This is a genomic window from Candidatus Methylomirabilota bacterium, assembly GCA_035260325.1.
In the GTDB taxonomy this organism is placed as follows: domain Bacteria; phylum Methylomirabilota; class Methylomirabilia; order Rokubacteriales; family CSP1-6; genus AR19.
The window spans coordinates 1-21,321 of sequence record DATFVL010000131.1; the positions used below are offsets into that span (position 1 = coordinate 1).

Annotated in this window: 22 protein-coding genes; 11 read left to right on the forward strand and 11 right to left on the reverse strand. The window is 70.2% G+C overall.

From position 1 onward, the window contains the following. The first annotated feature begins 135 nt into the window (after positions 1-135). Positions 136-1,329 carry a CoA transferase gene (locus VKG64_08795; GenBank protein ID HKB25137.1) on the forward strand — a complete coding sequence of 398 codons (1,194 nt, stop codon included), beginning with the start codon at positions 136-138 and terminating at the stop codon, positions 1,327-1,329. Between the two features lie 32 nt (positions 1,330-1,361). Here VKG64_08795 and VKG64_08800 read toward each other — a convergent pair whose 3' ends face one another. Next, positions 1,362-2,669 (reverse strand): efflux RND transporter periplasmic adaptor subunit, encoded by a 1,308-nt coding sequence (locus VKG64_08800; GenBank protein HKB25138.1) that lies wholly within the window; start codon positions 2,667-2,669, stop codon positions 1,362-1,364. Next, on the reverse strand, positions 2,662-5,823 hold the full coding sequence (locus VKG64_08805; protein HKB25139.1) for an efflux RND transporter permease subunit: 3,162 nt from the start codon (positions 5,821-5,823) through the stop codon (positions 2,662-2,664). Before VKG64_08805 ends, VKG64_08800 begins: the two co-directional genes overlap by 8 nt. 188 nt (positions 5,824-6,011) lie before the next feature. On the opposite strand from VKG64_08805, the gene VKG64_08810 reads away from it, so the two are divergent. Genes VKG64_08810 through VKG64_08850 form a run of 9 tightly spaced genes read left to right on the forward strand, consistent with a single transcriptional unit; the run spans position 6,012 to position 12,137 of the window. Then, positions 6,012-7,127, forward strand: a complete 1,116-nt coding sequence (locus tag VKG64_08810) for an exo-alpha-sialidase (GenBank protein HKB25140.1) — start codon at positions 6,012-6,014, stop codon at positions 7,125-7,127. Beyond that, the gene (locus VKG64_08815; GenBank protein ID HKB25141.1) at positions 7,124-7,420 is read left to right on the forward strand and encodes a MoaD/ThiS family protein; all 297 of its coding nucleotides are present in this window, start codon (positions 7,124-7,126) and stop codon (positions 7,418-7,420) included. The genes VKG64_08810 and VKG64_08815 overlap by 4 nt, the downstream gene beginning before the upstream one ends. A 24-nt stretch (positions 7,421-7,444) precedes the next feature. Continuing rightward, entirely contained in the window at positions 7,445-7,840 is a 396-nt protein-coding gene (locus VKG64_08820) for a DoxX family protein (GenBank protein HKB25142.1), read from the forward strand. Between the two features lie 56 nt (positions 7,841-7,896). Further along, the gene (locus VKG64_08825) at positions 7,897-8,253 is read left to right on the forward strand and encodes a YciI family protein (protein HKB25143.1); all 357 of its coding nucleotides are present in this window, start codon (positions 7,897-7,899) and stop codon (positions 8,251-8,253) included. Next, positions 8,250-8,804 carry an SRPBCC family protein gene (locus tag VKG64_08830; GenBank protein ID HKB25144.1) on the forward strand — a complete coding sequence of 185 codons (555 nt, stop codon included), beginning with the start codon at positions 8,250-8,252 and terminating at the stop codon, positions 8,802-8,804. Before VKG64_08825 ends, VKG64_08830 begins: the two co-directional genes overlap by 4 nt. Positions 8,805-8,851: 47 nt before the next feature. Beyond that, positions 8,852-9,220 carry a YciI family protein gene (locus tag VKG64_08835; GenBank protein HKB25145.1) on the forward strand — a complete coding sequence of 123 codons (369 nt, stop codon included), beginning with the start codon at positions 8,852-8,854 and terminating at the stop codon, positions 9,218-9,220. Further along, positions 9,217-10,440 carry an MFS transporter gene (locus tag VKG64_08840; protein ID HKB25146.1) on the forward strand — a complete coding sequence of 408 codons (1,224 nt, stop codon included), beginning with the start codon at positions 9,217-9,219 and terminating at the stop codon, positions 10,438-10,440. Before VKG64_08835 ends, VKG64_08840 begins: the two co-directional genes overlap by 4 nt. Positions 10,441-10,500: 60 nt before the next feature. After that, a complete protein-coding gene (locus VKG64_08845) occupies positions 10,501-10,863 on the forward strand; it encodes a YciI family protein (GenBank protein ID HKB25147.1) in 363 nt (120 codons plus the stop codon). Positions 10,864-10,916: 53 nt separating this feature from the next. Next, positions 10,917-12,137 (forward strand): RNA polymerase sigma factor, encoded by a 1,221-nt coding sequence (locus VKG64_08850; GenBank protein ID HKB25148.1) that lies wholly within the window; start codon positions 10,917-10,919, stop codon positions 12,135-12,137. 7 nt (positions 12,138-12,144) lie between these two features. Here VKG64_08850 and VKG64_08855 read toward each other — a convergent pair whose 3' ends face one another. From VKG64_08855 to VKG64_08865, 3 genes are all read right to left on the reverse strand, one after another. Next, entirely contained in the window at positions 12,145-12,603 is a 459-nt protein-coding gene (locus tag VKG64_08855; protein ID HKB25149.1) for a ClbS/DfsB family four-helix bundle protein, read from the reverse strand. A gap of 75 nt (positions 12,604-12,678) precedes the next feature. Then, positions 12,679-13,086, reverse strand: a complete 408-nt coding sequence (locus VKG64_08860; GenBank protein ID HKB25150.1) for a hypothetical protein — start codon at positions 13,084-13,086, stop codon at positions 12,679-12,681. 47 nt (positions 13,087-13,133) lie between these two features. Further along, on the reverse strand, positions 13,134-14,006 hold the full coding sequence (locus VKG64_08865; protein ID HKB25151.1) for a pirin family protein: 873 nt from the start codon (positions 14,004-14,006) through the stop codon (positions 13,134-13,136). A gap of 39 nt (positions 14,007-14,045) precedes the next feature. Here VKG64_08865 and VKG64_08870 point away from each other — a divergent pair, with 39 nt between their 5' ends. Beyond that, a complete protein-coding gene (locus tag VKG64_08870; protein HKB25152.1) occupies positions 14,046-14,921 on the forward strand; it encodes an alpha/beta hydrolase in 876 nt (291 codons plus the stop codon). Here the strand turns inward: VKG64_08870 and VKG64_08875 are convergent. From VKG64_08875 to VKG64_08900, 6 genes are read right to left on the reverse strand one after another with little or no spacing between them, the layout of a single operon-like run. Beyond that, positions 14,902-15,903, reverse strand: a complete 1,002-nt coding sequence (locus VKG64_08875) for an LLM class flavin-dependent oxidoreductase (protein HKB25153.1) — start codon at positions 15,901-15,903, stop codon at positions 14,902-14,904. The genes VKG64_08870 and VKG64_08875 overlap by 20 nt on opposite strands. A 6-nt stretch (positions 15,904-15,909) precedes the next feature. Next, the gene (locus VKG64_08880) at positions 15,910-17,163 is read right to left on the reverse strand and encodes an ABC transporter substrate-binding protein (protein ID HKB25154.1); all 1,254 of its coding nucleotides are present in this window, start codon (positions 17,161-17,163) and stop codon (positions 15,910-15,912) included. A 41-nt stretch (positions 17,164-17,204) separates the two neighbouring features. Next, complete coding sequence (locus VKG64_08885) at positions 17,205-18,134, reverse strand: ABC transporter substrate-binding protein (protein HKB25155.1); 930 nt, start codon at positions 18,132-18,134, stop codon at positions 17,205-17,207. A gap of 29 nt (positions 18,135-18,163) precedes the next feature. Then, entirely contained in the window at positions 18,164-19,000 is an 837-nt protein-coding gene (locus VKG64_08890; protein ID HKB25156.1) for a carbohydrate ABC transporter permease, read from the reverse strand. Then, entirely contained in the window at positions 18,997-19,875 is an 879-nt protein-coding gene (locus VKG64_08895; GenBank protein HKB25157.1) for a sugar ABC transporter permease, read from the reverse strand. The genes VKG64_08890 and VKG64_08895 overlap by 4 nt, the downstream gene beginning before the upstream one ends. A gap of 18 nt (positions 19,876-19,893) precedes the next feature. Beyond that, positions 19,894-21,249 carry an extracellular solute-binding protein gene (locus VKG64_08900; protein HKB25158.1) on the reverse strand — a complete coding sequence of 452 codons (1,356 nt, stop codon included), beginning with the start codon at positions 21,247-21,249 and terminating at the stop codon, positions 19,894-19,896. Between the last annotated feature and the right edge of the window lie 72 nt (positions 21,250-21,321).

Consider the following 21,321-nt stretch of genomic DNA (forward strand, 5'->3'; position numbering starts at 1 on the left):
GGGGGAGCGGGTCTCATGCTGGCCGTCTCGCGGCGAGCAAGCGTGGCTCTCCCCGAACGCCGATCATCTCGCCCCACTTTCCTCTCTCCACCTGACGAGAGCCGCAGACTTTCCGTCTCGGGGGAGGGTAGGCCAGTGAGCAAGCCGTTCGCGGGCGTCCGGATCCTCGACTTCACGCGCTACCTCGCCGGCCCGTACGGGACCTACCAGCTGGCGCTCCTCGGCGCCGACGTCGTGAAGATCGAGTCGCGCGACGGCGACGAGACGCGGAGCCAGGCGATCAGCCCGGAGTGGGCGGCGCGCAAGATGCCGCCGTCGTTTCTCGCGGTGAACGGCAACAAGCGCAGCGTCACCCTCGACCTCCGGCGGCCCGAGGCGGTGGACGTCGTCAAGCGGCTCGTCGCCCGGACCGACGTCGTGTGGGAGAACTTCCGGCCGGGCGTCATGGACCGGCTCGGGCTCGGCTACGCGGCGCTCTCCGCCATCAACCCGCGGCTCGTGTACTGTGCGGTCTCGGGCTTCGGCCACACGGGGCCGGAGCGGACGACCGCCGCGTTCGACGGCAAGCTGCAGGCGATGTCCGGCATCATGTCGATCACGGGCGAGCCGGCCGGCGGCCCGATGCGCGCCGGGTTCGCCCTCTGCGACACGATCGGCGGCATGACGGCGGCGCTCGCGGTGGCGAGCGCGCTCTACCAGCGCACGCACACCGGCCGTGGCCAGTTCGTGGACGTCGCCATGCTGGACGCCGCGCTCGCCTTCATCCCGGGCCCGGTCTCCGAGTACACCGTGGCCGGCATCGCGCAGGGGCAGATCGGCAACGGCTCGGTGAGCCGCAAGCCGACCGCGAACCGGTTCCGGGCACGGGACGGCTTCATCGTCCTCGCCGTGCTGACGGAAAAGCAGTTCGTGAGCCTCATGCGCACGCTCGGGCGCGCCGACGCGCTCGACGATCCGCGGTTCAAGGACTGGGCGGCGCGCACGGAGCACCAGGCGGCGCTCCGCGAGGTCATCGAGGCGGCGCTCGCGACCGACGACCCCAAGGCGTGGGAGGCGCGGCTGACGGCGGCGGACGTGCCGTGCGCCTGCATCTGGAAGATCGAGGAGATCGTGCGGCACCCGCAGCTCGAGCACCGCGACGTGCTGCAGACGGTCGACTCGCGCTACGGCCCGCTGCGGCTCGTGGCCGCGGGCTTCCGGCTCGCGCACGGCAGCCCGCGCATCGAGCGCGAGCCGCCGACGCTCGGCGAGCACACGGACGAGGTCCTCGGCGAAGCGGGCTACGCGCCGGCGGAGATCGAGCGGCTGCGCGGCGCCGGCGTCATCTGAGCTTCAGGTCGCCCTGACGTCGGTCAGGTGGATCATCTCGGGGCCTCCATGCCTGCGACTCGCGCGCCCTCCTTCAGGCCGTCCGGTGGATTGACCACGAGCCGGTCCCGTCCCGTGACGCCGGCGAGGATCTCGACGGACTGCCCGAGGTCGCGGCCCAGCTCGACCTTCTGGTAGTGCACGGTGCGGTCGTCCCGCACGATCAGCACCTGCGGCCCCGCCGCTCGCGCGATGAGGGCCGTGGCGGGAATCAGCCACACCGCGTCCGCGGGGACGATGCTGAACTTCACCTGCGCGTACATCCCGGGCATGAGCGCCAGGTCCTCGTTGCGGAGGCGCACTTCCGTGAGCAGCGTGCGCGACGCGGGATCGAGGGCGCCCGCGGTGCTCGCGATCTTCCCGACGAAGGGGCGCTGCGGGTATTCCGGCACGAGGATCCAGGCGTCCTGCCCCGGCGCGATGGACCGGACGAAGGTCTGGGGCACGCTCACGAAGATGCGGAGGGTCTCGACGTGGGCGATCCGGAACAGCGGGCTGTTGTTGATGCCGCTGCCCGACGTGATCAGCGCGCCGCGGTCGATGCCGCGCGCCGTGATGATTCCCGCGAACGGCGCCGCCACCCTCTGGAAGGACTGGAGCGCCAGCAGGCGCTGGACGTTGGCCTCGTTCGCCGCCACGTTGGCGCGGGCGGCCCCGACGCTGGCCTCCAGCGCGCCGATGTTGGCCTGCATGGCGTCGCCGGCGGCCTGGGCCGCCGCCGTCGCCGCACGGGCGGCGGCGAACCCCGCGCGCTTCTCGTCCGCGTCCTGATGCGCGACCAGCTCCTTGCGCTCGAGCTGGATGAAGCGCTCGGCGGTGGCGCCCGCGAATCCTTCGTTCGCCTTCGCTTGATCCAGCGTGGCTCGCGCCTGCTGCAGGGTCGCCCTGGCCTGCGTCAGGCTCGCCTCGGCCTGCGCCAGGCCCGCGCGTGTCTGGGCGAGCGCCGCCCGGGCCTGGGCGAGCTCCTGGTCGAGCTCGGGCGTGTCGATCTGAGCGAGGATCTTTCCCGCCGGCACGCGGTCGCCGATGTCCACGTAGCGCTCGCGGACATAACCGTTCGTGCGGGCGTAGATGGCCGTCTCCTCGATCGCCTGGATGTTGCTCGGCAGGACGAGGTCGGTCGGGCCGTCGGCGCGCCGGGGGAGCACGAGGCTCACGGGCACGACGTCCGGGTCCGGCGCGGTGGACGCCGCCACGCGCTCCGCGTTCTGGCGCAGGCGCGGCGCCACCCCGATAGCGAGCAGCACGACGAGGACGAACAGGCCGATGAGCGCGGTCCAGGTCTTCTTCGATCTAGCCATTCAGGTGATCCTCCTGCGGGGGACGACGGCGAAGCAGGCTGTACACGAGGGGCACGAGGAACAGCGTGGCGAACGTCGCCACGGACAGGCCGCCGATGACGGCGCGGCCGAGCGGAGCGTTCTGCTCGCCCCCCTCGCCGAGGCCGAGCGACATCGGCAGCATGCCGATGATCATGGCGAGGGCGGTCATCAGGACGGGGCGCAGGCGCGTGGCGCCCGCCGCGAGCGCGGCGCTGCGCGCATCGGCGCCCGTCCCCATCTGGTCGTTCGCGAACGAGACCATGAGGATGCTGTTCGCGGTGGCCACGCCCACGCTCATGATCGCGCCCATGAGGGCGGGCACGCTGAAGGTCGTGTGCGTCACGAAGAGCATCCAGACGATGCCGCAGAAGCCGCCCGGCAAGGCCGTGATGATGATGAACGGGTCGAGCCAGGACTGGAAGTTGACGACCATGAGCAGGTAGACGAGCGCGACGGCGAAGATGAGGCCGAGGCCGAGGCGCAGGAAGGCGGAGTTCATGCTCTCCACCTGGCCGCGCACGGCGATCGTGTGGCCGGGCGGCAGCGTGGGCCGGAGCTCGGCGACGATCTTCTGAACGGCCGCCGCCACGCTGCCGAGGTCGCGCTCCTGGACGTTCGCGTAGACGTCGAAGACGGGCTGGACGTTGGAGTGGCTGATCACGGCCGGCGTCTCCCGTCGCTCGAGCGTCGCCAGGTTGCTGAGGAGCTGCTGCTGGCCCACCGTGCCCTGCGTGACCGACGTGTTCATGAGGGTGTTGACGGAGTCGATCCGGTTCTGGGGCGTCTGCACGACGACCGGATAGTTGATGCCGGTGCGCGGGTCGGACCAGTAGTTGGGCGAGACCACCGCGCTCGAGCTGAGCGAGACGAGTACGTTGTTCGCGACGTCGCGCTGGGTGAGCCCCAGCTCGGCGGCGCGTGAGCGGTCGACGTTGACCAGCAGCGAGGGCGTGTTGACCACCTGGTGCAGGTGGACGTCCACGGCGCCCGGGATCCGCGCCATCCGGGCCGCGACGCCGAGCGCGATCTCGTGCGTGGCCTTCTGGTTGTATCCGATGACCTGGACGTCGATGGGCGCCGGCAGCCCGAAGTTCAGGATCTGGCTCACGATGTCCGGCGGCTGGAAGAAGAAGGTGACGCCCGGGAACTCCCGCGGCAGCGTCTCCCGGAGCGTCTTCATCCAGCGCGCGGTCGGCTGGTGCCGGTCCGGGTTGAGCCCGACGAGGATCTCGCCATCCGACGGCCCGATCGTCACGCTGTCCGTGAACGCGAGGTTGATGGGCTGCGGCTGCCCGATGTTGTCGAGCACCAGCTGGACCTCGTCCCTGGGGATGAGGCGGCGGATCGCCGCCTCCACGTCCGCGAACACCTGCTCGGTCTCCTCGATCCGGGTGCCGGCCGGCGCCCGCACGTGAAGCCGGAACTGTCCGGTGTCCACGGCCGGAAAGAAGTCGCGTCCGACGAAGGGGAGGAGCGCGAGCCCGCTGGCCACGACCAGAGCGAAGGCCACGAACACGCGCGCCCGCCGGGCGAGGGCCGCCTCGAGCGCCCGGACGTACGCCGCCCGGAGCGCCTCGAAGCGGCGAATGAAGACGTCGTGGATGCGATCGAACACGCCGGGCGCCGTGCCGCCATGTTCGCCGCCGTCGTGAGCCTCGCTCGCGAGCAGGTAGCGGACGAGGGTGGGGACGAGGGTACGCGACAATAGATATGACGCCAGCATGGCGAACACGACGGCCATGGCGAGCGGGGTGAAGAGATACTTCGCCGGGCCGACGAGGAACACCACGGGCACGAACACGATGCAGATCGACAGGGTCGAGACGAAGGCGGGCGTCGCGATCTGCGCCGCGCCGTCGAGGATCGCCTGGAGGAGCCGCTTGCCGAGCCCGAGATTTCTATGGATGTTCTCGATCTCCACGGTGGCGTCGTCGACGAGGATGCCGACCGCCAGCGCGAGCCCGCCGAGCGTCATCACGTTGAGCGTCTCGCCGAGCGCGCTCAGAACCGCCAGCGACGTGAGGATCGAGAGCGGGATCGAGATGGTCACGATCAGAGTGCTGCGCCAGCTTCCGAGGAAGAGGAGGATCATGAGACCGGTCAGGAAGGCGGCGATCGCGCCCTCGGTGAGCACGCCCGCGATGGCGGCGCGCACGAAGAGCGACTGATCGAAGAGCTCCGTGACCTCGAGCCCCGGGGGCGCGGCGGCGCGGATCGTCGGGAGCAGATCCTTGAGCTGCTTGACGATCGTGAGCGTCGAGGCGCCCCCCTTCTTGATCACCGTGAGCAGCACCGACCGGCGGCCGTCCCGCCGGACCAGGTTAGTCTGGACCGCGAAGCCGTCGCGCACGTGGGCGACGTCGCGCACGTAGACCACGGCGCCGTTGACGTACTTGACGGGCAGATCGTTGAGCGCGGCGAGCACGTCGGGGCTGCTGTTGAGGCTCACCCGGTATTCGCGCGGCCCGAGCTTCACGCTGCCTGACGGCAGGGTCAGGTTCTGGAGGTTGACCGCGGCACTGACGTCCGCCGCCGAGATCGTCTTGGCCAGGAGCGCCTGGGGATCGAGGTCCACCATGACCTGGCGCGGCTTGCCGCCATAGGGCAAGGGGAGCGTGATGCCCTGGATCGGCGCGATCTGCTGGCGGATCCGGTAGATCCCGTAGTCGTAGAGCTCGGCCTCCGAGAGCGTCTTCCCGCTGAGCGCGAGCTGGATGATCGGCACGCTGGACGCGCTGTATTGCAGGATGAAGGGCGGGACCGCACCGGGGGGCATGCGACGCAGGATGGTCTGCGACACGGCGGTCACCTGAGCCAGCGCCCCTTCCACGTTCACGTTCGGCTGGAAGTAGATCTTGATGACGCTGACACCGGGATACGTCTGCGACTCGATCGTCCGCACGTCGTTGACCGCCGACGAGATCGTGTACTCGGAGAAGGTCGTGATACGCGAGGCCATGTCTTCGGTGGTCAGGCCGTCGTAGTTCCAGATCACGGACACCACCGGAATGTCGATCTCCGGGAAGATGTCCGTCGGGGTCGTCACGATCGCGAACACGCCGAGCAGCACGATGACCAGCCCCATGACGACGAAGGTGTAAGGGCGCCGGAGCGCGAGGCGAACGATCCACATGCCCTGAGGATGCCGGGTCGATGTCGTGCGATTCGGACCGGGCGAAGTGCCCGATCGAATATGATCCTGTCGATTCGGAGGTCCCTCGCTCGACTACAGCCTGAGGGGAGACACACCGGCCTGCGCCACATGGCGCTCATTTACGAAGGTGAGAAGATGGGTGGAAATATGTCAGGGAGGAGCGAGGCATGAGCGGGATACGGGTACTGGTCGGCACGCGCAAGGGCGCGTTCGTCCTGACGGCGGACGGAACGCGCGAGCGGTGGGACGTCAGCGGCCCCCACTTCGGGGGCTGGGAGATGTACCACCTCAAGGGATCTCCCGCCGACCCGAACCGGCTGTACGCGTCGCAGTCCAGCAGCTGGTTCGGCCAGCAGATCCAGCGCTCCAACGACGGGGGCAAGACGTGGGAGCCGGTGGGGAACAAGTTCGTGTACGACGGCGTCATCGGCACTCACCTGTGGTACGACGGCACGCCGCGCCCCTGGGAGTTCGCGCGGGTCTGGCATCTCGAGCCATCGCTGACCGATCCGGACACGGTCTACGCCGGGATTCAAGACGCCGCCTTGTTCCGCTCGACCGACGGCGGCCAGACCTGGCAGGAGCTTCCGGGACTGCGCGAGCACAAGTCAGCGTCGCTCTGGCAGCCGGGCGCCGGCGGGATGTGCCTGCACACGATCCTCCTGGACCCGAGCCATCCCGGGCGGATCTTCATCGCCATCTCCGCGGCGGGCGTGTTCCGGAGCGACGACGCCGGCAAGACGTGGCGACCGATGAACCGCGGCCTGCGGTCCGAGCAGATCCCCAACCCGACCGCCGAGGTCGGCCACTGCGTACACCGCATCGCGATGCACCGGTCGCGTCCGGGCGTGCTGTTCATGCAGAAGCACTGGGACGTCATGCGCACCGACGACGCCGGCGAGTCGTGGCGGGAGATCAGCGGCAACCTGCCGACCGATTTTGGATTTCCGATCGACGTGCACGCGCACGAGCCGGACACGATCTACGTCGTTCCGATCAAGAGCGACTCGGAGCACTATGTGCCCGACGGAAAGCTGCGCGTCTACCGCAGCCGGACAGGCGGAGACGAGTGGGAGGCCCTCACGAAGGGGCTGCCGCAGCGCGACTGCTACGTCAACGTATTGCGCGACGCGATGGCCGTCGACGCGCTCGATCCGTGCGGCGTGTACCTTGGGACCACCGGCGGGCAGGTGTACGTGTCGGCCGACGCCGGGGACAGCTGGGCGTCGATCGTCCGGGATCTTCCGTCCGTGGTGTCCGTCGAAGTCCAGACGCTGGCATGATCCGGGTGGTGCTGCCGGCGCATCTGCGGACGCTCGCGCGCGTCGACGGCGAGCTGAAGCTCGACGTCGACGGTCAGGTCACGCAGCGCTCGGTGCTCGACGCGCTCGAGGCCTGCTATCCGATGCTGCGCGGGACGATCCGCGACCACGTCACGCACCAGCGCCGCGCCTTCGTGAGGTTCTTCGCCTGCGAGCAGGATCTCTCCCTCGAATCGCCGAACGCCCCGCTGCCCGACGCCGTCGCGACGGGGGCCGAGCCTTTTCTGATCGTGGGCGCCATGGCCGGCGGTTAGCGTCGCCTGCGGAGGAGACCGTTCATGACCTATGCGCTGTGGATCGTTCAGGGGCTGCTCGCGGCCCTCTTTCTGTTTGCCGGTGGCGCGAAGCTGGCCCTGCCGCTCGACCAGATGGCGGGGCCCGTGGCGCTGCCGGGCTGGTTCTTGAGGTTCCTCGGCGTGGCCGAGGTGCTCGGCGCGCTCGGCCTGATCCTCCCCGGCCTGCTGCGCATCCGGCCGGGGCTGACACCGCTGGCCGCCGCGGGGCTGGTGATCATCATGATCGGAGCGACGGCGGTCACGTTGGCGGGCGGTATGGTGGCGATGGCGCTGATGAACGTGGTCGTGGCGCTCCTCGCGGCGTTCGTCGCCTACGGTCGCTGGCGGCTGGCGCCGCATCGCGGGTCGTCTCACCCGTCGGTCGCCGCCGTTAGATAACTTTCTGCCGGGTGTCGATTCAGACCCCGCCGTTCGACTTACCGACGGAGGCTCACGTGAAATACATGCTGCTGATTTGCCGCGACGAGCCGGCCTGGGCCAGGCTCGACGTGACCGAGCGACGGCAGATCTACACGGAGACCGTGACGCTCTCAGAAGAGCTCACGTCGCGCGGGCAGTATCTTGGCGGCTTCCCGCTGCACCCGTCGTCATCGGCGACCAGCGTCCGGGTGCGCGACGGCAAGCCGCTCGTGACCGACGGTCCGTTCGCGGAGACCCGCGAGCAGCTCGGTGGCTACATGATCGTCGACGTCAAAGATCTCGACGAAGCCATCGCCATCGCCGCGCGCATCCCGTTGGCTCGCACGAGCACCGTCGAGATCCGGCCGGTGAGGGAGGGCGAGCCGACATGAGCACGAGACGTCGGCTCGTGAAGATCCTCATCGCGCTCGCAGCCATCGCCGTCGTGCTCGTCGTCGTCGTCGCCATGCGGCCCTCCGAGTTCCGCGTCGCGCGGACGGCCCGGATCGCCGCCCCCGCGCCCGTGCTCTTCGCGCAGGTAAACGATTTCCACAAGTGGGAGGCGTGGAGTCCCTGGGCGAAGCTCGATCCGGCGATGAAGCAGGCGTACGAGGGCGCGCCGGCCGGGACCGGCGCCGTCTACACGTGGGCCGGCAACAAGGAGGTGGGCGAAGGGCGGATGACGCTGACGGAGAGCCGTCCGAGCGAGCTGATCAAGATCGAGCTCGAATTCTTCAAGCCCTTCGCGACCACTAGCACCGCTGAGTTCACCTTCAAGCCCGAGGGCGATCACACCCTGGTGACGTGGAGCATGACCGGCCAGAACAACTTCATCGCCAAGGCGGTTCACCTGTTCATGGACATGGACACGATGGTCGGCGGCCAGTTCGAGAATGGGCTGGCGCGAATGAAGTCGGTGGCGGAAGCGGTGCACAAGCCGTAGCACGTCGCGGCCGGGCATCGCGCTTCGAGCCGGAAGGAGACACGAGGATGCGATTCATGCTGCTGGTCAAGGCCGACAAGAGCTCGGAGGCGGGCGTGCTCCCGACCAAGGAGCTCGTCGCCGCGATGGGGAAGTTCAACGAGGAGATGGCGAAGGCCGGCGTGCTGCTCGCGGCCGAGGGGCTGCACCCGAGCTCGAAGGGGGCGCGCCTCACGTTCTCCAGGGGGAAGCCCACGGTGACCGACGGGCCTTTCGCCGCGCCGACCGAGCTGCTCGCCGGCTTCTGGTTGATCCAGGTGAAGTCGAGGAACGAGGCGATCGCGTGGGCCGCGCGCGCCCCCTTCGGCGAGGGCGCGGTGCTCGAGGTCCGCCAGGTGTTCGAGGCGTCGGACTTCCCGCCCGAGATCCGTCCATGAAGGTCTTCTACGGCTGGGTGATCGTCGGCGTCGGGATCGTCGTCACCTGCATCGGGCTCGGGGCGATGCTCTCGCTGAGCGTCTTCCTCCAGCCCATGGCCGCGGCGATGGGCTGGTCGCGAACGGGCATCTCGATGGCCGCGCTCCTCAACTTCCTCTGCATGGGCGTCGGATCGTTCGTCTGGGGCGCGCTCTCCGACCGCTTCGGCACGCGCGCGGTGGTGTTCTGGGGAGGCGCCCTCCTCGGCCTCGGCCTGGTGACGGCGAGCCAGGCGGCCACCCTCGGCCAGTTCCAGGTCCTCTTCGGGGTCATCGTCGGCTTCGCGGCGGGCAGTCTCTACACGCCGATGACGGCGGCGACCATCCGCTGGTTCACGCGGCATCGCAGCCTCGCTGTCGCGCTCGTCTCGGCGGGGTTGAGCCTCGGCTCGGCGACGGCGGCGCCCCTCGCGCGCTGGCTCATCACGAGCTACGACTGGCGCTTCGCCATGCTCGTGCTCGGCGACCTCGCGTGGCTCGTGATCATTCCCTGCGCGTTGCTCGTGCGGAACCCACCGGCGGCGCCGGCCGGCGCCGCGGCGGCGGCGACCGCCGGCGCCGACGGCCGCGAGCTCACGGTGGCGCAGGCGCTGCGCACGCCGCAGTTCGCCGCCATCGCGCTCACGTTCTTCGCCTGCTGCGCGGCGCACTCGGGGCCGATCTTCCACATGGTCACCCACGCGATCGACCACGGCGTGACGGCGATGGCCGCCGCCACCGTGCTCAGCGCCGCGGGCGTGGCGTCGCTCGGCGGCAAGATCCTCTGCGGGCTCGTGGCCGACCGTGTCGGCGCCAAGCGCGTCCTGGTCGGCGGCCTCGCGCTCCAGGCGGTGGCCGTGAGCCTCTACCTCTTCACCCGCGACACCGCGAGCTTCTACGCCCTCGCCCTGGTGTTCGGCTTCGCCTACGGCGGCGTGATGCCGCTCTACGCCATCCTCGTCCGCGAATACTTCGGCGAGCGAATCATGGGGACCATCTTCGGCGCGGTCGCGTTCACGTCCACCATCGGCATGGCGCTCGGGCCGTGGGCGGGCGGCTGGCTGTACGACACGTTCGGCAGCTACTTCTGGCTCTACATCGGCTCGGCGGGGATCGGCCTCGGGGCCGTGGCCATCGCGTTCGCGTTCCGCCCGCCCGGCCCGCTTGCGGCGGCGGTGCCGAGCCCGAGCGTCGCTAGCTGAGCGCCCCGGGTGTCGATCGGGGCGCCGCTCGTTCGACTAGAAGGTGAAAGGAGACCAGCCATGCGCTACATGCTGCTGATTTACGACGACGAGAAGGCGTGGGGCAAGATGTCCGAGCCGGAGCGGGGCGCGATCTTCAAGCAGTACGGCGAGTTCACCACGAGCATCCGCGCGAGCGGCGCCTTCCTGGCGGGCGCTCCATTGCAGCCGACCAGCACGGCGACCACCGTGCGGGGCAAGAACGGCAAGACGGTCACGACGGACGGCCCCTTCGCCGAGACCAAGGAGCAGCTGGGCGGCTACTACCTCGTGGAGGCGAAGAACCTCGACGAGGCGACCGCGCTCGCCGCGCGCATTCCGTCGGTGCGGGTCGGCGGCTCGGTCGAGGTGCGGCCCGTCATGGAGATGGGCCCGCCGAAGTAGCCCGCGCGCGTGCACGCGGTCGCCCGGTGGGGTAGGCTGCCCACCGGGCGGCCATGCGCATCGACGAGATCTTTCGCGCGGAGCACGGGCGGATCCTGGCCACGCTGATCCGCCTGCTCGGCGACTTCGACGTGGCCGAGGAGGCGCTGCAGGAGGCGTTCGCGGCGGCGCTCGAGCAGTGGCCGGCGGCCGGCACGCCGGCGAATCCGGTGGCCTGGCTGGTCGGCACCGCGCGGCACAAGGCGATCGACCGCCTCCGCCGGCGCGCGTGGCTCGCGGAGAAGCGCGACGAGATCGCGCGGCATCTCGAGCTCCTGGCCGCGGAGGAGGAGGCGCCCGTGCCGGAGGACAGGCTCCGCCTGATCTTCACGTGCTGCCATCCGGCGCTCGCGCCCGAGGCGCAGGTGGCGCTCACGCTGCGCACGCTCGGCGGGCTCTCGACCGAGGAGATCGCGCGCGCGTTCCTCGTGCCCGCGGCCACCATGGCGCAGCGGCTCGTGCGCGCCAAGGCCAAGATCCGCGACGCGGGTATCCCCTATCAGGTGCCGCCGGACGCCGCCCTCGCCGAGCGCCTCGAGGCCGTGATGGTGGTCGTCTACCTCGTGTTCAACGAGGGCTACGCGGCGAGCTTCGGCGAGCGGCTGGTCCGGCGCGAGCTGTGCGAGCAGGCCATCCGGCTCGGGCGCATGCTCGTCGAGCTGCTGCCGGCGCAGGCCGAGCCGAAGGGGCTGCTCGCGCTCATGGTGCTGCACGACTCGCGGCGCGAGACGCGCCTGAGCGGCGCGGGCGACCTCGTCCTGCTCGAGGACCAGGATCGATCGCGCTGGGACCGTGCGCAGATCGCCGAGGGCGCGGCGCTAGTCGAGGCCGCGCTGCGCGCCGGCGGACGGGCGCCCGGTCCCTACGCGCTGCAGGCGGCGATCGCGGCGGTCCACGCGCAGGCGCCGACCGCCGCCGCCACCGATTGGGCGCAGATCGCCGCCCTGTACGGAGTGCTCGCCCGCGTGCACCCCACGCCGGTGGTCGAGCTCAACCGGGCGGTCGCGGTCGCGATGGCGGACGGAATCGAGCGCGGCCTCGCCCTGGTGGAGGAGCTCGACCACCGCGGCGAGCTCGCCTCGTACCACCTGCTGCCCGCCGCGCGGGCCGAGCTGCTACGCCGGCTCGGCCGCCACGCCGAGGCCGCCGGGTCCTACCGTCGCGCCCTCGCGCTGGTGAGCAACGAGACCGAGCGGAGGCATCTCGAGCGACGGCTGCGCGAGATCGCGTCGTAGGGCCGCCCTACACCGCCGCGCGCTCCCGCCACTCCCTGATCTGGGCGGTGTGCTCCCGGTAGTGCGCGGGGCCGGCGTCCTCGAACAGGCCCCGGGCCGCGCCCCCCTGGGCGAACTGCTCGTCGGGCACGCGGCCGGCGGCGCGGACGAAATCGCGGTGCGAGGTGTCGAGCCCGGCGAGCGCCTCGGCCGTCTTCGCGCCGCTCTTCCGCTCGACGAACCGCGCGTTCCACGCGTCGAAGTCGTCGTAGGTCCCCGGCGGATAGGGCGCCTCGCCTTTCGCCACGTGCGCGAGCGCGGGGATCATCGCCTCGTGCCATCCGGAGATATGGATCACGATCTCCCGGACGCTCCAGGTGCCCAGCCACACGCGGCCCATCTGGTCCTCCGTCAGACCGTCGATGACCTTCCTCAGATCGGCAAACGCTTCGTCTGCCTCGTGCAAAAGCCGGGCCTTGTGGCTCATCGGGTCCACCTCCGGGATGATTGATCTCTATGCGCTGAGACCCCGGCCGGTGGCCGATGTGAAATGAAACCGATGCTACTTGCCGGTCGACACTCCGACCACCTTGAAGCCCCCATCTTTCTCCTGGAACGTCAGGGTCCCGGTCCCGCGCACCTCGTTGTCGCCCACCTTCACGGCGAGGACCGCGATCGCCACGCCCTTCACCGCGCCGTCGACCCGCACGGTCGAGAGCCCGCTGAAGGGGAACACGAGCTTCACCTCCGAGGCGGACCCGGGCTTCAGCGTGTAGGTTTTGTCCCCCACGCGGATCGTCACCTGCTCGCCGGCGACGGACTTCAGCTCGTCCCACCGCTCGTGGCCCCACGCCATCAGGAATGTCTGCGCGATCTCGATGGGCCCCGGGGCGGCGGGCTGCTGGGCCACGGCGGAGGCTGCGAACACCAGAGCGACGAGCGCGACCAGCATCGCGATTCGAATACTCATGGATGTCCCCTCCTTGGGTGGTGACTCGATGGCTCGACTCATCTCGCTCAGTCGTCGCGCGGCTCGTTGCGGATGAACCGGCCCGTGCGCAGCTCTTCCAGCGTCTGCTCGATCTCCGCGCGCGTGTTCATCACGAAGGGCCCGTAGCGGGCGATCGGTTCACCAAGCGGGCGAGCCGCGGCGAGGAGGAAGCGCCCTCCGGCCGCGCCCGCCGCGGCCTCCACGACGTCGCCGTCCCCGAACACCACGAGGCCGGGCGCGTGGACGGGCGTCTGCTCCGGCCCGAAGCGGACGTCGCCGTGGTCCACGTAGGCGAAGGCGGTATGGCCTCGCGGTACCGCCTCGCGGAACCCGGTCCCGGGTGGCAGGGTCACGTCGATGAACTTCGGCGCGACGGCCAGGCCTTCGACCGGTCCGACGAGCCGCCCGCCGCCCGCGTCACCGGCGATCGCGCGGATGATCGCCCCGTCATCGGTCGTGGTCTCCGTGAGACGGTCCGCCGTCAGGTCGCGATACTTCGGCCGGCCCATCTTCTCGCGCGCCGGCAAGTTGAGCCAGATCTGGAGCCCGGCGATGCCCTCGGGGCGCACCTGGGGCATCTCCTCGTGCATGATGCCGCTGCCCGACGTCATCCACTGGATGTCGCCGGCGCCGATCGTCCCGCGGTGCCCCAGCGAGTCGCCGTGCCGGACTTCCCCCTTGCGGACGAGGGTCACCGTCTCGATGCCGCGGTGAGGGTGATACGGGAACCCGGCCTCGTAGTCGGCGGGCTCGGTCGACTCGAAGTGGTCGAGGAGCAGGAAGGGGTCGAGGTGGTCGAGCTTGCGCGTCCCGATGCTGCGGCGGAGACGAACGCCCGCGCCCTCGACGACGGGCTCCGGCGTGACGACCTGGATGACGGGGCGCGAGGACTGGGTCATGCATCGTAGTATATCCGTAGCAGAAAGGAGCCGCAGGCCATGTCGATCCAGGAGGTCCGCGCTCACCTCGCGAAGCATCCGGCGCCCGAGGCCCTCGACGCCCAGCGGGTTCAGTACGACAAGGCGGAGCGTTTCTTCAAGCTCCCACCCGGCGTCGCCGTCGAGCCAGTGCGGGTCGGGGGGCTCGGCGCGGAGTGGCTGCGGCCGGCCGGCGCGCGCGCCGACACGACGGTGCTCTATCTCCACGGCGGCGGTTACGCGATCGGGTCAGCGAAGTCGCACCGCCACCTCGCCGCGGCGATCGCCAAGGCGGCGGGCGCGCGGGCCCTGCTGGTCGATTACCGGCGCGCGCCCGAGCAGCCGTTCCCGGCCGCCGTGGAGGACGCCGTCGCGAGCTACCGCTGGCTGCTGGCGACGGGCCAGGCGGCGCGGCGGGTCGTCGTCGCGGGCGACTCGGCGGGCGGCGGGCTCACCGTGGCGACGCTCCTCGCGCTGCGCGACGCGGGGACGGCGCTGCCGGCGGCGGGCGTGTGCATCTCGCCCTGGGTCGACCTCACGTGCAGCGGGGCGAGCTACCAGACGAAGGCCGCGAGCGACCCGATGGTCACGCGCGAGGGTGTCGGGCGCATGGCGACGTGGTACCTCGCGGGCGCCGATCCCAAGTCGCCGCTCGCCTCACCGCTCTACGCCGACCTCCGAGGTCTCCCGCCGCTGCTCGTGCACGTCGGCAGCGAGGAGGTGCTGCTCGACGACGCGCGGCAGCTCGCCGCGCGGGCCAAAGCCGCCGGCGTGGAGGCGACCCTCTGCGTCTGGCCGGAGATGGTCCACGTCTGGCACTGGTTCCTCGGGATGCTCGACGAGGCTCAGGCCGCCGTCGACGAGCTCGGCGAGTTCGTCAGCGCGAAGGTCGGGTGAGGGGCAGGACCTTCCGGCCGAAGAGCTCCACCGTCCGCACGGGATCGCTCGCGAGGCTCACGGTGAACATGAGCCGCCGCACGCCCGCCTGCCGCGCGGCCCGGACCTGCTCGATGCAGTCGGCCGGCGTGCCGGCGATCGCCAGGCGCCGGCGCAGATAGTCGAAGAGGCCGAGCCGCCGCACGAGCCCGGGATCCATCTCGCCCTGTCGCGTCGTGTACGTCTCGCGGAGCCGGCGCGCGGCGGGCTGGAGCTCGGCGGGGACGCCGCGGCGCTCCGGCGCGCCGCCGAGGATGTACGCGCCGACGAACCCGAGGATGTTCCCGAGCTTCTCGAACGCCTCCTCGCGCGCGTCGCTGCAGTCGAGGCACGCGACGTGCCAGGCCTCGAGGTCACGCGCGCCGTCGCCCGCCGCCTCGGCCCCCGCGCGGATGAGCGCCGCGGCGTCGCGCACGAGCGCGGGCTCGAGCCCGTAGTTGACGAAGACGCCGTCGGCGACCGCACCCGCCGCCCGCAGCGCTGCCGGGCCTGATGCGGCGGCATAGACGGGCACCGCGCGACGCACCCACGGCAGCTGCACCTCCGCGCCGGCGTACGTCGCCCGCTCGCCGCGGAGCAAGGTCTTCAGGCACTCGACCCCGTCGCGGAGCGCGCGCGGGCCGGCGGGCGCCCCGCCGACGCTCGTCACCCCGCTGTGGCCCGCCCCCACGCCGAGCACGACGCGGCCCGGGGCGACGAGTTCGACGGACGCCGCGGCCGCGGCGGTGGCCGCGGGGTGCCGGCTGACGAGGTTCGTCACGCACATCGCGAGCCGCACGCGCGTCGTGGCCGCGGCCGCGAGCGTCAGCGCGACCCAGGGGTCCATCGCGTTCACCGGCGTGTCGGCGATCCCGACCAGGTCGAAGCCCAGATCCTCGCCGAGGCGCGCCATGCGCTGCGTGTACTCCGGACTGTACGGCCAGAAGAAGAAGCCGAAGCGCACGGGCCGTCAGGGCTTGACGGGCGGAACGTCGCGCGAGTACGCGGGCAGCTTCAGGAACTCGTCCGGCCGATAGGTCCAGAACTGCGAGACCATCGGGTAGGTGTGGAGGACCGTGTTCTGAAGCTTGCCCCCGATTTTCTCCACCTTGAGGATGTAGACGTTCTCGGTCGGGTTGCCGAATTCGTCGAACTTGATGGGCCCGCGCGGGTCCTCGGTCGTGTCGGCGGCGCGGCGCAGGGCGACGAGGAAGCGCTCGCGGTCCTCGACCTGGCCCTCGACGAGCGCCGCGGCCTCCACGATCCACTGGCCGGCGCTGTACATGACCGCGTGGAAGTACGCCGGTGTCTTGCCGAACACCGCCGGGGCCATCTGCATGAAGCGCCGGTTCGCGGCGGTCGCCAGCGTCGGGCTCCAGATGAGGGCGCCGACGATGCCCGTGGCCTCGTCGCCCATCGCCCGGATGACGTGCTCGTCGGTCATGACACCGCTGCCGATCAGCGGCAGCCGCGCCTTCCACCCGTACTCGTCGTACTGCTTGATGAAGCGCGCCGCCTGGCCCGCGACGAAGACCGCGCAGGCGGCGTCGGCGTCGCGGCGGAGCTGCGTGACGTACGGCGCGAAGTCCATCACGTTGAGCGGCACCCAGATCTTCTGCGCGACCCGCCCGCCCGCGTCCTCGAACACGCGCTGGAAGCCGCCGATCTGCTCGTGGCCGAAGGGATTGTCCATCGCGATGGTGGCCACCGTCCGGTACCGGGACACCTTCGCGGCGTAGTCGCCCAGCGCGTGCATCGGCTGGCTCGCGGCGAAGTTCGTGCGCAGGATCCACTTCGTCGGCCGCCGCTTCGTCAGGTCGTCCGGCGTCGTCAGGTAGAGCGTGGGGAGCCGGTCCTGCTCGATCGGCTGGACCAGCGCGTAGCCGACGTTCGCCAGGAGAATGCCGGTGAGGACGTGGATGCGGTCCTGCGTCACGAGCTTGCGGTACTTGGCGAGGGCGGTCGTGGGGTTGCCCTCCGAATCCTCCTCGATCAGCTCGATCTTGCGCCCCGCCACCTGATACCCGCGCGCCGCGAGGGCGGCGCGCAGGCCCTCGAGCATGTCCTTGCCGGCCTGCGCGAAGATCCCGGTGAGCGGCCCGAGGTACCCGACGCGGATCGGCTCCGCGCCGGCGGCCGGCGGCGGCCACGCGAGCGCGAGGACGAGCAGCGCCGCCGTCGCGACCGAGAGCAGCCCGCGCGGCCGGCCGGAGCGTGTGGGCATCGCCCGGAGAAGATACCACCGTTCGAGCGGGACAGGCCTCATCAGCCCTCGAGCCCGGTGAGCCTGCGGAAGAGTCCCTCGCGGTGGAGCCGGGCCACCGGCTCCTGGTCGATGACGTCCTCCGGCGCCGGGAGCCGCGGGATGACCCCGAGGCGATGGAGCATCTGCGCCGCGGTGCGCACGCCTTCGGGCGTCGGGTACATCGTGCCGCCCATCAGCTCGGAGAAGTAGAGGTAGGACGCCTCGAGGACCTCGCGGTCCGTCTCGCCGCTGTACTTCCGGATCACCTCGACGCCGAACTTTCCGTCGGCGCGGAAGCGGTAGACGCCCTGGGCGTACGCGCGGACGTAGCGCAGGACGACGTCGGGCCGGGCCTTCGCGTAGCGCCGGGTCGTCGCCGCGCAGCTGTTCTGGAACGCCACGTCGAGGCGACGGAGGTCCTCCACGAGGTTCCAGCCACGCTTGGCCGCCTGGAAGGGCTCGGGCGAGTGCATGATGACGACGTCGACCTTCGCGGGGTCGAGGAGACGGTCGAGTCGCGGTCCGTCCGTTCCCACGGGGACGAGCTCCGCGTCTTTGTCGAGGTCCCAGCCCCAGCGCTCGAAGGCGAGCGCGATCGCGCAGTGGTCGGCGTCCCCGCGGGCGAGCACGCCCCAGCGCTTGCCGCGCAGCTCCGGGCGCGTCGTGAGCCCGGCGCGCGCGGTGACGTAGGTGGCGGTCCGGCTCACCCCCGAGGCGACGATGACCACGTCGGCGCCGTCGCGCAGGTTGATGGTGATGACGTCGGGCGAGACGGTGTTGGTGAACTCCGCCTCGCCGGCCACGAGGGCGGGGAGCGCCCGCGGGTGCCCTGCGTAGAACTGTAATTGAGGATCGAGCCCGTTCTCCTTCATGTAGCCGCCCTCGACGGCGGCGAAGAGGGGCGAGGTCCCCACGCCGCGATTGCCGCAGGCGATGCGAATCTTCTCCATGGCCGCGTCCTTTCCGAGCCCTACAACGCTCAGCCCTTCAGCGCCGACAGGTCGAAGCCCTTCCGCAGCGCGCGCTGGAGCACGAGGAACAGGAGGAAGACCGGCAGGGTGGCGAGGACGGCGATCGCCATCTGCTCCGTGGGCGGGTTGCCGTAGTCGTCACCGAAGCGCACCAGGCCCAGCGGGTACGTCCGGAACTCGTCCCGCGACACGACCACGAGCGGCCAGAGGAACTGGTCCCAGCTGTCGCGGAAGGAGAACAGGGCGAGGACGGCGAGGGCCGCCTTGCACTGGGGGAGGATGATCGACCAGAGGATGCGCACCTCCCCGGCGCCGTCGATTCGCGCCGCCTCGAGGTAGTCCGACGGGATCTTGAGGATGAACTGGCGCATCAGGAACACGCCGAAGGCGTCGATGAGCAGCGGACCAGCGATGCCCTGGTAGCTGTCGACCCAGCCGAGCTTGTGGATCACGAGGAAGGTCGGGACCAGCGTCACCTCGAGCGGAAGCATCAGCGTGCTCAGGATCACCAGGAGCAGGAGCCGGTCGCCGGGGAAGCGAAACTTGGCGAGCCCATAGCCGGCGAGCGTGCAGAAGAGGACGTTCCCGAGCATCACCGACGCGGACACGACGGCGCTGTTGAGGAAAAACCGCGGGAACGCCGAGCGCGAGAGCGCGTGGGGGTAGTTCTCGGGGTGCCAGACGGCCGGGATCCACTCCGTGACGAGCTGGAACATCTTCTCCCCGGCCTGGAACGAGGTGGTCGTCATCCAGATGATGGGCAGGACGAAGAGGAAGGTCAGGGCCGCCAGCGGCGCGAGCCCGCCCCAGCCGAAGACGGCCTTCACGATCGCGCGCCGGCTCACGAGTACTCCTCCTCGCCCCGCATGAAGAGCCGCATCTGGGCGAGGGTGAACACCATGACGATCGCGAAGAGCACCACGGAGATCGCCGCCGCGCGGCCCATCTTCATGTACGAGAAGCCCGTCTCGTAGATCAGCATGGACAGCACGCGCGTCGCGTTCCCCGGACCGCCCCCCGTGATGATGAACGGCATGAGAAAGATCCGCGCGGAGAGGAGCGCCGCCACCACGACCACGAAGAACGTCACCGGCATGAGCAGCGGCAGCGTGAGGTGCCGGAAGCGCCGCACGGCGCCGGCCCCGTCGATCTCGGCCGCCTCGTAGTACTCGGGCGGGATCGTCAGCAGCCCCGCCAGGAACACGACCATGAAGTAGGGCGCGAAGCGCCAGACGGTGACCAGGATGATCGCGGGCATCGCCAGCGTCGAGTCCGTCAGCCAGTCGAGTCGCCCGAACCCGATCGGGCGCAGGAGCTGGTTCAGGAGGCCGTGGGGGTGGAAGAGGAACCGCCACACGAGGCACACGGCGAGGATCGGCATGATGTTGGTGAGGAACATCGCGCTCATGCAGGCGCGCCGGCCGGGACCTCGCGTGTTGATGGCGAGCGCGAGCCCGAGCCCCACGAGCGTGATGAAGACCGTCGAGCCCGCGATGTAGACGAGAGTGTTCGCGAGCGCCTCGCGGAAGATCGGGTCGCGGGCGATGCTCTCGTAGTTCTCCAGGCCGACCCAGCGTGGCGGATTCAGCATGTCGTAGGTGGTGAAGCTGAGCCCGATCGCCCACAGCATGGGCCCGTACTTGAACACGAGGAAGAAGAGGATCGTGGGCATGACGAACGCCATGCCCCAGAGCCGGATGCGCCAGCGGTAGCTGATCAACGGGCCGCGCGGCGCCGCTCAGGCCTTCTTGAACTCAGCGGTCGCCCGGTCGACCTCGGCCGCCGCCTCGTCGAGGGCGGCCTTGATGTCGGCGTTGTTGAGCATGACTTTCTGGACGGCGCGATGCATCGCGTCCGCCAGCTCCGTCCAGATCGGGGTGCGCGGGAAGAAGACGCCGTTGTCCTTGGCCTTGATGATCTCGCGGACGTGCGGGAAGCTCTTCACCCGCGGGTCGTCCGTCCAGCCGCTCTTCCGGGCGAGGGTGAACGGCGCCGTCGCCTGCCAGCAGTCGACGAGGTCCGACATGATGAACCGGTACATGTCGTGCAGCGCCTCCTGCTTGTCCTTCGGCGCCCGCGCGTTGACCACGAAGTTGAAGCCGTAGCACGTGGTGTAGCGCTTGTCGGGCGTCACGCCCGCCATCTGGACGGGCAGGAAGTAGCCCTCGGCCTCCATCACCGGGTTCTGCGACTTGATCGCCGCGGGCGGAATGGGATGACAGCTGAACATCGCGCAGCGCTCCTTCAGCCAGTCCATCTGGGGCAGGGGGAAGGTCGCGATCGAGTCGGCGGGATCCTCGGCGCCGTACTGCCGGGCGAGCGAGGCGCGGATGGTCATGGCCTTCACCCCCGCCTCGTTGTTGATGGTGCACTTGCCGCTCGCGTCGAACCACTGCCCGCCGACCTGGGAGACGATCGGATTGAACTGGATCATCGTCCACTGGGCGGCGTGCATGGCGAACTTGAACCCCTGACGCGTGAACTTGTTCCCCTGCTTGATCGTCAGTCGCCTGGCCACCTCGCCCAGCTCCGTCCACGTCGCCGGCTGGTCCTTCACGGGATCGAGGCCGACCTCTTTGAACTGCTTGGTGTTGAGGTAGTTGCAGAAGCCGTAGAACCAGAGCGGGTAGCCGTACGCCTGGCCGTCCTTGATCGCGCCCGCGACGAAGGCGTCGGCGTGGTCCTTGCGGAAGGCGTCGAGGGACGAATAGCCGAGGAGCTTCACGTCGAGCGGCGCGATCAGGTTGCGGGCGAGCCACGTCGGCATGAGCCAGTCGCCGGTGACGAACCCGTCCGGCGCCGTGCCCGTCGCGTAGCCGACCGACACCTTCTTGCCGAGGTCGGCGAAGGTGAACCACTGGAAGTCCACCTTCACGTTGGGGTTCTTCTCCGTGTACTGGTTGACGCGCTTGTGGAGCCACGGGCGCTGCTGGGGATTGTCGAACGTCCAGAAGGAGAGCGTGATGGGGGCCTTCGGCTGAGCGAACACGCGCGTGCGGGTGGTGGCGACCGCCGTTGCGCCGGCGCCCAGGGCGCCGAGCCGCGTGAGAGCCTGGCGTCGGGTTACCTTGGGTTCGTGGCGTGCTGTTTTCATGGCCCCCTCCGATCTCGGCGGGACGCTATCCCGCGGGCGACGCGAGTGTCAAGACCGTTCGCGTCACGCCGG

Excerpts from the sequence above, each read along its gene's own strand:
- VKG64_08800 (HKB25138.1), bottom strand. The coding sequence starts at position 2,669 with ATGGCTAGATCGAAGAAGACCTGGACCGCGCTCATCGGCCTGTTCGTC.
- VKG64_08805 (HKB25139.1), bottom strand. The coding sequence starts at position 5,823 with ATGTGGATCGTTCGCCTCGCGCTCCGGCGCCCTTACACCTTCGTCGTC.
- VKG64_08810 (HKB25140.1), top strand. The coding sequence starts at position 6,012 with ATGAGCGGGATACGGGTACTGGTCGGCACGCGCAAGGGCGCGTTCGTC.
- VKG64_08815 (HKB25141.1), top strand. The coding sequence starts at position 7,124 with ATGATCCGGGTGGTGCTGCCGGCGCATCTGCGGACGCTCGCGCGCGTC.
- VKG64_08820 (HKB25142.1), top strand. The coding sequence starts at position 7,445 with ATGACCTATGCGCTGTGGATCGTTCAGGGGCTGCTCGCGGCCCTCTTT.
- VKG64_08830 (HKB25144.1), top strand. The coding sequence starts at position 8,250 with ATGAGCACGAGACGTCGGCTCGTGAAGATCCTCATCGCGCTCGCAGCC.
- VKG64_08835 (HKB25145.1), top strand. The coding sequence starts at position 8,852 with ATGCGATTCATGCTGCTGGTCAAGGCCGACAAGAGCTCGGAGGCGGGC.
- VKG64_08840 (HKB25146.1), top strand. The coding sequence starts at position 9,217 with ATGAAGGTCTTCTACGGCTGGGTGATCGTCGGCGTCGGGATCGTCGTC.
- VKG64_08845 (HKB25147.1), top strand. The coding sequence starts at position 10,501 with ATGCGCTACATGCTGCTGATTTACGACGACGAGAAGGCGTGGGGCAAG.
- VKG64_08850 (HKB25148.1), top strand. The coding sequence starts at position 10,917 with ATGCGCATCGACGAGATCTTTCGCGCGGAGCACGGGCGGATCCTGGCC.
- VKG64_08855 (HKB25149.1), bottom strand. The coding sequence starts at position 12,603 with ATGAGCCACAAGGCCCGGCTTTTGCACGAGGCAGACGAAGCGTTTGCC.
- VKG64_08860 (HKB25150.1), bottom strand. The coding sequence starts at position 13,086 with ATGAGTATTCGAATCGCGATGCTGGTCGCGCTCGTCGCTCTGGTGTTC.
- VKG64_08865 (HKB25151.1), bottom strand. The coding sequence starts at position 14,006 with ATGACCCAGTCCTCGCGCCCCGTCATCCAGGTCGTCACGCCGGAGCCC.
- VKG64_08870 (HKB25152.1), top strand. The coding sequence starts at position 14,046 with ATGTCGATCCAGGAGGTCCGCGCTCACCTCGCGAAGCATCCGGCGCCC.
- VKG64_08880 (HKB25154.1), bottom strand. The coding sequence starts at position 17,163 with ATGCCCACACGCTCCGGCCGGCCGCGCGGGCTGCTCTCGGTCGCGACG.
- VKG64_08885 (HKB25155.1), bottom strand. The coding sequence starts at position 18,134 with ATGGAGAAGATTCGCATCGCCTGCGGCAATCGCGGCGTGGGGACCTCG.
- VKG64_08900 (HKB25158.1), bottom strand. The coding sequence starts at position 21,249 with ATGAAAACAGCACGCCACGAACCCAAGGTAACCCGACGCCAGGCTCTC.